General features: G+C 60.3%; 8 protein-coding genes. 5 read left to right on the top strand and 3 right to left on the bottom strand.

From position 1 onward, the window contains the following. The first annotated feature begins 1 nt into the window (after position 1). Positions 2-847, top strand: a complete 846-nt coding sequence (locus AC1Q9F_RS13920; protein WP_427115172.1) for a methyl-accepting chemotaxis protein — start codon at positions 2-4, stop codon at positions 845-847. Between the two features lie 109 nt (positions 848-956). Here AC1Q9F_RS13920 and AC1Q9F_RS13915 read toward each other — a convergent pair whose 3' ends face one another. The 3 genes from AC1Q9F_RS13915 to putA all read right to left on the bottom strand — a co-directional run bounded on the left by AC1Q9F_RS13915 (position 957) and on the right by putA (position 7,446). Next, positions 957-1,343: a hypothetical protein gene (locus AC1Q9F_RS13915; RefSeq protein WP_492620085.1), complete on the bottom strand. Its 387-nt coding sequence runs from the start codon at positions 1,341-1,343 to the stop codon at positions 957-959. Between the two features lie 203 nt (positions 1,344-1,546). Further along, entirely contained in the window at positions 1,547-3,349 is a 1,803-nt protein-coding gene (locus AC1Q9F_RS13910; RefSeq protein ID WP_492620086.1) for an acyl-CoA dehydrogenase, read from the bottom strand. 143 nt (positions 3,350-3,492) lie between these two features. Beyond that, on the bottom strand, positions 3,493-7,446 hold the full coding sequence (gene putA / locus AC1Q9F_RS13905) for a trifunctional transcriptional regulator/proline dehydrogenase/L-glutamate gamma-semialdehyde dehydrogenase (RefSeq protein WP_492620087.1): 3,954 nt from the start codon (positions 7,444-7,446) through the stop codon (positions 3,493-3,495). A gap of 155 nt (positions 7,447-7,601) precedes the next feature. Between putA and AC1Q9F_RS13900 the strand changes: the two genes are divergently transcribed. The 4 genes from AC1Q9F_RS13900 to AC1Q9F_RS13885 all read left to right on the top strand — a co-directional run bounded on the left by AC1Q9F_RS13900 (position 7,602) and on the right by AC1Q9F_RS13885 (position 12,330). Beyond that, on the top strand, positions 7,602-7,880 hold the full coding sequence (locus AC1Q9F_RS13900) for a hypothetical protein (protein WP_492620088.1): 279 nt from the start codon (positions 7,602-7,604) through the stop codon (positions 7,878-7,880). 24 nt (positions 7,881-7,904) lie between these two features. Beyond that, entirely contained in the window at positions 7,905-9,389 is a 1,485-nt protein-coding gene (gene putP / locus AC1Q9F_RS13895) for a sodium/proline symporter PutP (RefSeq protein WP_007952308.1), read from the top strand. A 228-nt stretch (positions 9,390-9,617) separates the two neighbouring features. After that, positions 9,618-11,633, top strand: a complete 2,016-nt coding sequence (locus AC1Q9F_RS13890; protein WP_492620089.1) for a type VI secretion system Vgr family protein — start codon at positions 9,618-9,620, stop codon at positions 11,631-11,633. Continuing rightward, positions 11,623-12,330 (top strand): DUF4123 domain-containing protein, encoded by a 708-nt coding sequence (locus tag AC1Q9F_RS13885; RefSeq protein ID WP_207984816.1) that lies wholly within the window; start codon positions 11,623-11,625, stop codon positions 12,328-12,330. Before AC1Q9F_RS13890 ends, AC1Q9F_RS13885 begins: the two co-directional genes overlap by 11 nt. Positions 12,331-12,574: the final 244 nt, after the last annotated feature.

Genomic DNA, 12,574 nt, shown 5'->3' with positions numbered 1-12,574 from the left:
GATGATCGGTGAAGTGCTCACCACCAGCGAGCGTCTGCGCGTTGCCGTCGGCCAGGTGGCCAGGGTTGTGGATAACACCGCCGAACGTTCAGGTCGCCAGCAGGAAATGACCGACATGGTCGCCACCGCCGTCCACGAGATGGGCCTGACCGTGCAGGAAATTGCCCAGAACGCCGGTAATGCGGCGCTCGCCTCGCAAACTGCCCGCGATGAAGCGATGCAGGCGCGGGAAGTGGTCGGGGGCTCGATTCGCCATATAGAAAGCATGTCCGATGAAATTGGCGTCGCCGCCGGCGCAGTGGGGGAGCTGGCGCATCAGGTGGCGTCGATCGATCAGGTGCTGGCGGTGATTCGCGGGGTGTCCGAGCAGACCAACCTTTTGGCGTTGAACGCGGCGATTGAAGCGGCGCGAGCCGGGGACATGGGGCGTGGTTTTGCGGTGGTGGCTGATGAAGTGCGGACATTGGCGCGACGGACTCAGGCGTCTACCGACGAGATTCAGCAGATGATCGGCAGCCTCAAGCAGGGCGCGGAGAATGCGGTTTCATCGATGCGCACCGGGCAGGCCGCGACGGGGACAGGCGTTGAATCGAGTCAGCGTACCGGGGCTTCTTTGACTGCGATTACCGGGCAGGTCGAGCGCATCAGCGACATGAACCATCAGGTGGCGACGGCGACCGAGGAGCAGTCGGCGGTGACCGAAGAGATCAACCGCAACGTGCAGGGGATTTCCGATCTGGCGCGGGCGACGGCGGGGGAGGTTCGGGCGTGTCGTGAGGATTGTCAGATGTTGCAGCGGTTGGCGGATGATCTGGCGCGGCAGATGGGTGGGTTCAAGTTGAGTTGAACATCTACGCCCATTTTGTTTTTTTGAATGAAAGAGAGGGTGGCCGAAGTTACTGAAGTGGTGCCTCAGTGTAGGAGGCACCTGCACCTGCACGTTCCGCTAACAAAAATTATGGGAATGTGACAAATGGATCGTAGTTAACTTGTATCGTGTGGCTTTCTTTGGTGATAGCCATGGATTTTCCCGCTACTAGGTAATAACCGGGTCCTTGGCCGGGAGTAGATACGTTTCTGTATACAAGGTCTCCGGCGTTGACGTTGAGTGTTAACGTTTCGCTGTTGATCGGATGGGTCGTGGTGAGGCTAAGGTCTTTTTGTGGATTCAATAGCTTGACCTCCAGACTGTGGGTGCTGCTGTCTGGGATCGCGTGATAAAACTTTCCGACGACTTGATACCGTTCGTCGTCGATGTTTATTGAACTACCGGTACTTGTTTTTAGTAGCCATGTATCAGAAGAAACTTCGACCTTTGAATCTGTATTGTTGACTGTGTTCATTTCTATTCTCCGAATTGTTCTTGTGCTGGATGTGATGGCCAGCTCGGCTTCACGTTACTCGGAGAAGTGAAATTCGTAACCTGTCAGAAATTACAGGTGTGCCAAGGATTTAAGTTTTGTACGGTAGGTTCTTTTGATTTTTTATTGAATAATTCCCCTTTTTTATTTTTCACCTTGGAAGCTTGATCCAATAGGAATCCGGTTCAGAACCAACTGTCCTGCATCGACAAACACACGTCATCGCGGGCCTCCAGCAACGCCAGCTCATGCTGGCACCCCGGCACTTCCCACGTCAGGAAATACCGCGCCGCCTGCAACTTGCCTTTATAGAAGTCGACATCCGCCATATTCCCCTTGGCCAACCCTTCCTCGGCGCGAATCGCCTGCTCCAGCCAGCGCCAGCCAATCACCGTGTGCCCGAACACCTTCAGGTACAACGCCGAATTCGCCAGGCTGCTGTTGACCTTGCCCTGAGCCAGATCCGTCAGCAGACCAATGGTCACCGTCTGTAGGCGCGCGACCAGTTTCTCCAACGGCTCACGCAATGCGGTCAATGATTCGTACCCCACCGCGCGCTCGGCGGTGTCGGCGATCAGGCGAATCAGTTGCTTGAGCCCGGCGCCGCCGTTCTGCGCCAGTTTGCGCCCGAGCAAGTCCAGCGACTGAATGCCGTGAGTGCCTTCGTGGATCGGGTTCAGGCGGTTGTCGCGGTAGTACTGCTCCACCGGGTATTCGCGGGTGTAGCCGTGGCCACCGAGAATCTGGATCGCCAGTTCATTGGCTTTCAGGCAGTACTCCGATGGCCAGGATTTGACGATCGGCGTCAGCAAATCCAGCAGTTCATGGGCCTGTTTGCGTTCGGCCTCGGTTTCCAGCGTGGTGGTGTCATCGAACAGTCGCGCCGCGTACAGACCGAGATCGAACGCTCCTTCGACGTAGGATTTCTGTGTCAGCAGCATGCGTCTGACATCCGCGTGCTGAATGATCGCCACCGGCGCCGTCGTCGGATCCTTGCTGTCCGGCACCCGGCCTTGCGGACGTTCGCGAGCGTACTCCAGCGAGTACAGATAACCGGCGTATCCGAGCATCACCGCGCCCATGCCAACGCCGATCCGCGCCTCGTTCATCATCTGGAACATGTAGCTCAAGCCATGATGCGGCTTGCCTACCAGATAGCCGACGCACTCACCGTTATCGCCGAAGTTCAGCGCCGTGGACGTCGTTCCGCGCCAGCCCATTTTATGAAAAAGCCCGGCCAGCAACACGTCGTTGCGCTTGCCGAGGCTGCCGTCATCGTTGACCAGAAACTTGGGCACGATAAACAGCGAAATCCCCTTCACCCCGGCCGGCGCGTCCGGCAGCTTGGCCAGCACCATGTGCACGATGTTTTCCGAGAGCGGGTGATCGCCGCCGGAAATGAAGATCTTGTTGCCCTTGAGGCGATAGGTGCCGTCGGACGCAGGTTCCGCGCGGGTACGAATATCCGACAGCGACGAACCGGCATGGGGTTCGGTCAGGGCCATGGTGCCGAAGAAGCGGCCGTCGATCATCGGTTGCAGGAAGCGCTGCTTCTGCTCTTCGGTGCCGAAACTTTCGATCAGGTTGGCCGCACCCATAGTCAGGAACGGATACGAGGTCGACGCCGCGTTGGCCGACTGGAAGTGGGCGAAGCAGGCCTGGGACAACAGTGTAGGAAGTTGCATGCCGCCGGCGTCGAAACTGCGCGCAGCGTTGAGGAATCCGGCTTCGAGGAAGGCATCCACCGCCGGTTTCACCTCGGGAATCAGAATCGCCTGACCGTTCTCGTAGCGCGGCTCGTTCTCGTCGCCCTTGCGGTTGTGCGGTGCGAAGTACTTCTCGGCGATGTTGCGCGCCGTGCCGATGGCGGCATCGAAGGTTTCGCGGTTGTGCTCGGCAAACCGCTCGCGCCGGGTCAGGCCCTCGGCATCGAGGACTTCGTACAGCTCGAAAGCCAGATTGCGGGAACTGAGCAGCGTCTCGGACATGGCGGCCTACCTTTTTTTGGAATGGGCCGAGTCTAGGCGTGCGAATAAAGGCTGAACAGGAAGATTGATAACGGTGATGGAGAGGCCAAAAAAAAGGGCGCCGGTGAGGGCGCCCATTTTTATGTTACTGACGGAGTCGCTGATTAACCGATGGTCATCAGGCTGGCGTTACCGCCCGCTGCCGCAGTGTTGACGCTCAGCGCGCGCTCGATCACCAGACGCTCCAGCGCAATGTTGGTCTCGCCCTGGGACAGGCCTTGAACCCCAACAATAGCGCCGGCACGCTTGGCGATCTGCTGGCAGACCGCACGCAACTGGTCGGAGTGGCCGTGATGCAGAACCGCATCGAACACCACGTCGTCCTTGTTCCAGTCGGAAACCAGTTTGATCCGCGCCTGAATTTCCTTCGGCAGGCGTGCGAACAATGCCTTGCTGGTGTCGGATTCCGGCCAGACCGCCGAACCGCCCACTGCCAGTACCGCCGCGAGCTGGGTCAGCAGATCACCTTCGATGTCCGCCAGGCACAGCACGTGCTCGCGGGGCAGGATCGCGTAGCTGTTCTTCTCGCCGGTCGGGCCGGCCAGTACGCGGGTGATACCGCTTTGCGACTGCGCTGCGTACTGCACGCACAGGGTGCTCAGGTCGGCGAACTTGTTGCTGTCGGCCCAGGTTTTCAGGGCGGTCAGCGGTTTGCTCATGGCGTCGCGCAAACGAACGTCCGGTGCCACGGCAGCATCACCGCGAGCGAAGGATTGTTCGATGGCATCGGTAGGACGCGTCGATAGCAGACGGTACAGGTACAGCGGGCCACCGGCTTTCGGGCCAGTACCCGACAAACCTTCACCACCGAACGGCTGGACGCCGACCACGGCACCCACGATGTTGCGGTTGACGTAGACGTTACCGGCGTTGACGTTGTCGATGACCTTGGCGATGGTTTCGTCGATGCGGGTGTGCACGCCGAGGGTCAGGCCGTAACCGGAGGCGTTGATCTGGGCGATCAACTGGTCGATCTCTTTACGCTTGTAGCGCACCACGTGCAGCACCGGGCCGAAGATCTCGCGTTGCAGCTCGTCGAAGCTTTCCAGTTCGATCAGGGTCGGCATGACGAAGGTGCCGCGTTTGACTTCCTCGGTATCGGCGATGGCCACCTGGTACACGTTGCGACCTTTGTCGCGCATGCCCTGGATGTGCTTCTCGATACCGGCCTTGGCTTCGGCGTCGATCACCGGGCCGATGTCTACCGACAGGCGCTCCGGGTTGCCGAGACGGCTTTCAGCCATCGCACCTTTAAGCATTTCGATGACGCGATCTGCGGAATCTTCCTGCAAGCACAGGACGCGCAGGGCCGAGCAACGCTGGCCGGCGCTGTCGAAGGCCGACGACACCACGTCGATCACTACTTGTTCGGTCAGTGCCGAAGAGTCGACGATCATCGCGTTCTGGCCGCCGGTTTCGGCGATCAGCGGAATCGGACGGCCCTGGTTGTCGAGGCGACCGGCGATGTTGCGTTGCAGCAGACGGGCGACTTCAGTGGAACCGGTGAACATCACGCCTTTGACGCGCTCATCGCCGACCAGACCGGCGCCGACGGTTTCACCGCGACCCGGCAGCAGTTGCAGCACGCCTTCCGGAATCCCGGCTTCGAGCAGCAGACGCACGGCTTGTGCAGCCACCAGCGGAGTCTGTTCGGCCGGTTTGGCCAGCACCGGGTTACCGGCTGCCAGTGCGGCGGCAACCTGACCGCTGAAGATCGCCAGCGGGAAGTTCCACGGGCTGATGCAGACCACCGGGCCCAGTGGGCGGTGGGCATCGTTGCTGAAATCGTTGCGTGCCTGCACCGCGTAATAACGCAGGAAGTCGACGGCTTCGCGGACTTCGGCGATGGCGTTGGCGAAGGTCTTGCCGGCTTCGCGGGCCAGCAGGCCCATCAGCGGCTGGATCTCGCCTTCCATCAGGTCAGCGGCGCGTTCCAGAATCGCGGCACGTTCGGCGGGCGGGGTGGCCTGCCAGATCGGAGCGGCGTTCAGGGCACATTGAATGGCGTTGTCGACGTCTTCGACGGTGGCTTCCTGTACGTGGCCGACCACGTCACGCAGATCGGACGGGTTCAGTACCGGTGCCGGCGCTTCGTTGCTGGAGGCGCAACCGAGCATCGGCGCGGCTTTCCAGTTGTTGTGCGCGGTGGCCAGCAGGGCGCAGGACAGCGAGGCCAGACGATGTTCGTTGGCCATGTCGATGCCGCTGGAGTTGGCGCGCTCGGAACCATAAAGGTCACGCGGCAGCGGAATGCGCGGGTGCGGCAGGCCGAAACCGCCTTCCACGGTCGCCATCTGCTCGATCTGCGCAACCGGATCGGCCACCAGTTCCTGAATCGAAATCGACTGGTCGGCAATGCGGTTGACGAACGAGGTGTTGGCGCCGTTTTCCAGCAGACGACGTACGAGGTACGCCAGCAGGGTTTCGTGGGTGCCGACCGGGGCGTACACGCGGCACGGACGGTTCAGCTTGCCTTCGGAAACCTTGCCTACAACCTGCTCGTACAACGGTTCACCCATGCCGTGCAGGCACTGGAATTCGTACTGGCCCGGGTAATAGTTCTGACCGGCGATGTGATAAATCGCCGACAGGGTGTGGGCGTTGTGCGTGGCGAATTGCGGGTAGATGACTTCCGGCACCGACAGCAGTTTGCGGGCGCAGGCGATGTAGGAAACGTCGGTGTACACCTTGCGGGTGTAGACCGGATAGCCTTCCAGGCCTTCGACCTGGGCGCGCTTGATTTCGCTGTCCCAGTACGCGCCTTTCACCAGACGGATCATCAGGCGATGACGGCTGCGGCGAGCCAGGTCGATCACGTAGTCGATCACGTACGGGCAACGCTTCTGGTAGGCCTGGATCACGAAACCGATGCCGTTCCAGCCAGTCAGTTGCGGCTCGAAGCACAGGCGCTCGAGCAGATCCAGCGACAGCTCCAGGCGGTCGGCTTCTTCGGCGTCGATGTTCAGGCCGATGTCGTATTGCTTGGCCAGCAGGGTCAGCGACAACAGGCGCGGGTACAGCTCGTCCATCACGCGCTCGTACTGGGCGCGGCTGTAACGCGGGTGCAGGGCCGACAGCTTGATCGAAATGCCCGGGCCTTCATAAATCCCACGGCCGTGGGACGCTTTGCCGATCGAGTGGATGGCTTGTTCGTACGAGGCCAGGTACTTCTGGGCGTCGTGTTCGGTCAGCGCCGCTTCACCCAGCATGTCGTAGGAATAACGGAAGCCCTTGGCTTCGAACTTGCTCGCGTTGGCCAGGGCCTCGGCGATGGTTTCGCCGGTCACGAACTGCTCGCCCATCAGGCGCATGGCCATGTCGACGCCCTTGCGGATCATCGGCTCGCCGCTCTTGCCGATGATGCGGCTCAGGGACGAAGTCAGGCCGGCTTCGTTGTGAGTGGAAACCAGTTTGCCGGTCAGCAGCAGGCCCCAGGTCGCCGCGTTAACGAACAGCGACGGGCTGTTGCCCAGGTGCGGCTGCCAGTTGCCGGTGCTGATCTTGTCGCGGATCAGTGCATCGCGAGTGCCCTTGTCCGGGATGCGCAGCAGCGCTTCGGCCAGGCACATCAGCGCCACGCCTTCCTGGGACGACAGGGAAAATTCCTGCAGCAGGCCCTGAACAATGCCTGCACGACCGCCGGCACTCTTCTGGTTACGCAGTTTTTCCGCGATGGTTGCGGCGAGCTTGTTAGTGGCTTCGGCCATCGGTGCGGGCAGACGAGCCTGCTCGATCAGCATCGGCACGACTTCCGGCTCAGGGCGACGGTAAGCGGCGGTGATCGAAGCGCGCAGCACCGATTGCGGCAGGATGCTTTCGGCGAATTCAAGGAAGCATTGGTGAGCGTGATCGGTATGGACTTCGCCCGCGTCGTCGGCGTCCTTGGCGGTCAAACCGTTCAGCTCGGTCAGGGTTGCACCACCCTCGAGTTTTTCCAGGTAATTGAAAATTGCCTGCTTGATCAGCCAGTGCGGCGTGCGATCAATCGAGGTTGCGGCGGCCTTCAGGCGCTCGCGGGTCGGGTCGTCAAGTTTGACCCCAAGGGTGGTGGTAGCCATATTTTTATCCTCATAGGTGCCGCAGTTGCGCGACAACAGCTGGCGGCAAGATTAGCCGCGCGCCGAAAGAGGTGCAACCGGGTGCAACCCTTTTTTTGTCGGAATATTCGGCAGCTTGTCAGGAATAATTTTCAGCTTTGAAACGAATGCTCTAGATGGGTGCTTTCAAGGCAGATGGCGAGGTGCTGCTGCGCTGGAACGGTGCAAAACCGGCGGTTTCCAGTGAAAAATCCGACGTAGGTGCAACTAATTCTCAAGAAACTGGTTGCACCTGTTTTGCTTTGTTGCATAGGATTCGCGCCCAAGGTGCAACCGGGAAACCCGGTGTACCGGCCAATGGCTTTCCTGGGGAAACATTGGTCATAAATGCGCGGCCGTGCGAATCGTCTGTCAGACGTCAGTCTGCAAACGGTGCAACCGCCGCCGCTACATAAAAACAAAGCCAGGGCACGTACGTAATGAGCGCAAGCAATCCAACCCTGATCACGTTCGTGATCTACATCGCAGCAATGGTGCTGATCGGCTTCATGGCCTATCGCTCCACCAACAACCTTTCCGACTATATTCTGGGCGGCCGCAGCCTGGGCAGCGTGGTGACCGCATTGTCCGCCGGCGCTTCCGACATGAGCGGCTGGTTGCTGATGGGCCTGCCGGGCGCCATCTACATGTCCGGTCTGTCCGAAAGCTGGATCGCCATCGGCCTGATCGTCGGTGCCTACCTGAACTGGCTGTTCGTCGCCGGTCGTCTGCGTGTTCAGACCGAACACAACGGTGATGCGCTGACCCTGCCGGACTACTTCGCCAGCCGTTTCGAAGACAAAAGCGGCCTGCTGCGGATCATTTCGGCGGTCGTGATTCTGGTGTTCTTCACCATCTACTGCGCTTCCGGCATCGTTGCCGGTGCCCGTTTGTTCGAAAGCACCTTCGGCATGTCCTACGAGACCGCGCTGTGGGCCGGTGCTGCAGCGACAATTGCCTACACCTTCGTCGGCGGTTTCCTCGCGGTCAGCTGGACCGACACCGTACAAGCCACCCTGATGATCTTCGCCCTGCTGCTGACGCCGATCATCGTGCTGCTGGCCACCGGCGGCGTCGATACCACGTTCCTGGCCATCGAAGCGCAAGATCCAAGCAACTTCGACATGCTGAAAAACACCACCTTCATCGGCATCATCTCGCTGATGGGCTGGGGCCTGGGCTACTTCGGCCAGCCACACATCCTGGCGCGCTTCATGGCTGCTGACTCGGTGAAATCCATCGCCAACGCCCGTCGCATTTCCATGACCTGGATGATCCTGTGCCTGGGCGGCACCGTGGCCGTGGGCTTCTTCGGTATCGCTTACTTCTCGGCGCACCCGGAAGTCGCTGGCCCAGTGACCGAGAACCACGAGCGTGTGTTCATCGAACTGGCCAAGCTGCTGTTCAACCCGTGGATTGCCGGTGTGTTGCTGTCGGCCATTCTGGCTGCCGTGATGAGCACCCTGAGCTGCCAGTTGCTGGTGTGCTCGAGCGCCCTGACCGAAGACTTCTACAAGACTTTCCTGCGTAAATCCGCCTCGCAAGTCGAGCTGGTATGGGTCGGTCGCGCCATGGTGCTGCTGGTTGCACTGATCGCCATCGCGATGGCCGCCAACCCGGACAACCGCGTGCTGGGTCTGGTGTCCTACGCCTGGGCCGGTTTCGGTGCAGCCTTCGGTCCGGTCGTACTGATCTCGGTGATCTGGAAGAAAATGACCCGTGACGGCGCACTGGCCGGCATTCTGGTCGGCGCGATCACCGTGATTGTGTGGAAGCATTTCGAACTGCTGGGTCTGTACGAAATCATCCCGGGCTTCATCTTCGCCAGCCTGGCGATCTACTTCGTCAGCCTGATGGGCCAGCCGAGCGCCGGCATGGTTCAGCGCTTTGAAGCGGCCGAGAAGGATTTCCATCTGAACAAGTGATGGAAATGAGCTGAGGCTCACAAGAAAACGGCCCGTTTCCTACCAGGAAGCGGGCCGTTTTTTATTGCCTGCGATTTATCTGAAGGCAAAGTCTGTAGTCGAATGCGCCAATTCTTGAAGGGGAGATCGAAGTTTCAAGTAGGGGGAATCTGATTTTTCAGTCACCCATCCTGCACCCCTTGCCCCTCATGCAGAATCGCCCGCCTTCATACTGCAGAGAGACATCGGATGTTCGCGCCTGCCAATCAACCGCGTTTCACGTTGACCGTCGAAGGCGCCCAGTTTGATCTCAAAGTCCTTGAGTTCACGGGCAAGGAAGCCATCAGCCAACCCTTTCGCTTTGACCTGGAACTGGTCAGTGAACGGCCGGATCTGGATCTGGAAAGCCTGCTGCACTGTCAGGCGTTTCTGAGTTTTGATGAAGACGGCTCCGGTATCCACGGTCAGATCTATCGGGTCGGGCAGGGGGATTCCGGCAAGCGTCTGACCCGCTATCACGTCAGCCTCGTTCCGCGTCTGGCCTATCTGGGTCACCGGATCAACCAGCGAATTTTCCAGCACCAAAGCGTGCCGCAGATCGTGACGCAGATCCTCAAGGACCACGCGATCCTGCGCGATGCCTTCGAATTTCGCCTCGGCAGCGATTACCCGCCCCGAGAATATTGCGTGCAGTACGCCGAGAGTGATCTGGCGTTCATCCAAAGGCTGTGTGTCGAAGTGGGTATTCATTTCCACTTTCAGCACAGCCCGGACGGGCATCTGTTGGTGTTCGGCGACGATCAAACGGTATTCCCGCGTCTGGCCGAGCCGACGCTGTACCTGCCGGGCAGCGGCATGGCTGCGACGGCACCGGCGATCAAGCGCTTCACCGTTCGGGTGGAAACCCGCACCAGCGTGGTCACCCGACGTGATTACGACTTCACCAAACCACGTCTGTCGCTGCAGAGTTGGGTGGAAAGCGAACAGCGCCCGGTGCTGGAGGATTACCATTTCCCCGGCCAGTTCACCGATCGCGCCACTGGCAAGCAACTGGCCCAGCGCACGCTTGAGCGGCATGTCGCCGACTACCGTCAGGCCGAGGGGCGCAGCGATCAATCAGCCTTGGTCAGCGGACATTTCCTGCAACTGACCGAGCATCCGCGCCAGGATTTGAATGACCTCTGGTTGCTGACCGCTATCGAGCACCAAGGCCGACAGCCGCAAGTGCTGGAGGAATCGGTGACCAGCGACGGTGATGAATTCCGGGGTTACCGTAATACCTTTCTCGCCACTCCGTGGGACGTGTTCTTCCGCCCGCCGATGGGCCCGGAAAAACCACGGATGCTTGGTTATCAGCCAGCCGTGGTCACGGGCCCGCAAGACAGTGAAATCCATTGCGATGAGTACGGTCGGGTCAAGGTGCAACTGGCCTGGGATCGCGACGGTGAACTCAACGAGCATTCCAGCTGCTGGCTGCGGGTCGCCAGCGGCTGGGCTCATGACCGTTATGGCAGCGTGCTGATTCCGCGGGTCGGCATGGAAGTGCTGGTGGGTTTCATCGATTCCGATGCCGACAAACCGCTGGTCATGGGTTGCCTGCCGAACGCCGCCACGCCGGTGCCGCTCGATCTGCCGGCCGACAAGACCCGCAGTATTTTCCGCAGCCAGAGTAGTCCCGGCGGTGGGGGCTACAACGAATTGCGCATCGAAGATCGCAAAGGCGCCGAGGAAATCTACCTGCGCGCCCAGCGAAACTGGACGCAGCATGTGCTGAATGATCAACAGGTGCAGGTGGATAACCAGCGCAGTGTTGTCGTCACTGGCCTCGCTAAACACGAACTGAAGGCCGACGAACAGCGCATCACCCACGGCCAGCGTCAGACCGAGGTGAAACAGGACGACCACCTCACTGTGACCGGCGACCGGCACATCCGCGTGAGCAATCAGGCGATTAACGCGAGCGCTCAATTCCACGTTAGCGCCGGCCAGCAAGTGGTGATCGACGGCGGGGCGAGCGCGACGATTCAGGCGGGCGGGCAGTGGATCAACATCGGCCCGGGCGGGATTTTCAGCAGCGTGCCGATTGTGGTGGGTGGTGCGCCGATGGCGGCGATGAGCGCGGCACCGACAGTGCCGGGGTTGCCGGAAAAACTGGTGGCAGCACCGGCTGCGATTCTGACTGCCGCGCAAATCATGAGCCTTAAAGGAGACGCGCCGTTCTGCGAAGAATGCGAGCGCTGCAAGGGTGGTGTCTGTGCAGCCTGAACAATGGTTGAAGGATGTGCCGCTGAAGCCGTCGGAGCAGTTGTTCGCGGTTTTCAGTAGCGCCAGTGCGGCAGAGCCACTGAAGGCCCGGCCGCTGAAAGCGCAGATGCCGAAACCGGTCTGGGCGGAAACGATTTATGCCGAGTGGGATGCGGTGATGCCCTACGTGGGAATCGTCGACGTAGGCAGTGAGTTTCTGGATTGGGTGGCGAACACCGAATCCCGCGACTGGGGTTGGCTGGCGGTTTCTTCGGTGGGGCTTGAGACGGTGGTCGAGCATTTTCGCAGTTTGACCCAGGTGCTGATGCCGGACGGGAAAGCGGTGTTCTTTCGGTTTTGGGATGGGCGGTTTTTGTTGCCGATCCTTGAGTCGCCCGAGGTGGATGCCGGGCAATTGCTGCCGGTCCTGACGCGAGGCTTGATCAACGGTCAGGCCGTCGAGATCGGGGGCAGGGCGCGGGTCTCGGGTCGGGAGTTTCCTTGGTGGTCGGTGCCGGAAAAGCTGCTGGCGCAGTTCGGCGAAGATGCCCGGATCAACAACGCCTTGCAGTGGTTGAGCGAGGAGCAACCGGCGTTGTTCGAAGCGTTCCCAGCCGATGTCTTGCGCTGCAAGGTTGTCAGGTTCTTTGCGGTTTCAGCGTCAGACGAATCGTCGGCTTCGGCACTGCTGGACTACTTGCGGGACGAATCAGAGTGAAATTTCCGGGCAAAGGCTTCGGACGTTTCCTGCGAGTTGCGGCGGTTTGCGTGAACTGGTGGGCGCGGTGGTGCGGGGATAGTCTTTGGCTGTCTCCGCAAGTGTGGAGACAGGGCGTAGGAGCCCTGATTTCAGAGCAGTGCATAAGCGTCGTTGCCCGATTTGCGGCAGTCTTCACGCGACCGTAAGATCCTTTGCGGCGGTTATGCGCGGGCACGCTTCGGCGTGGCTGAGTGCTCTGGTC

This window comes from Pseudomonas sp. GW823-FHT04A03 (assembly GCF_058796615.1).
This window is presented reverse-complemented; position numbering and strand designations above follow the sequence as displayed.

Bases quoted from the DNA above. Each gene is read 5' to 3' on its own strand.
- AC1Q9F_RS13920 (WP_427115172.1), top strand. From the start codon at position 2: ATGATCGGTGAAGTGCTCACCACCAGCGAGCGTCTGCGCGTTGCCGTC.
- AC1Q9F_RS13915 (WP_492620085.1), bottom strand. From the start codon at position 1,343: ATGAACACAGTCAACAATACAGATTCAAAGGTCGAAGTTTCTTCTGAT.
- AC1Q9F_RS13910 (WP_492620086.1), bottom strand. From the start codon at position 3,349: ATGTCCGAGACGCTGCTCAGTTCCCGCAATCTGGCTTTCGAGCTGTAC.
- putA (WP_492620087.1), bottom strand. From the start codon at position 7,446: ATGGCTACCACCACCCTTGGGGTCAAACTTGACGACCCGACCCGCGAG.
- AC1Q9F_RS13900 (WP_492620088.1), top strand. From the start codon at position 7,602: ATGGGTGCTTTCAAGGCAGATGGCGAGGTGCTGCTGCGCTGGAACGGT.
- putP (WP_007952308.1), top strand. From the start codon at position 7,905: ATGAGCGCAAGCAATCCAACCCTGATCACGTTCGTGATCTACATCGCA.
- AC1Q9F_RS13890 (WP_492620089.1), top strand. From the start codon at position 9,618: ATGTTCGCGCCTGCCAATCAACCGCGTTTCACGTTGACCGTCGAAGGC.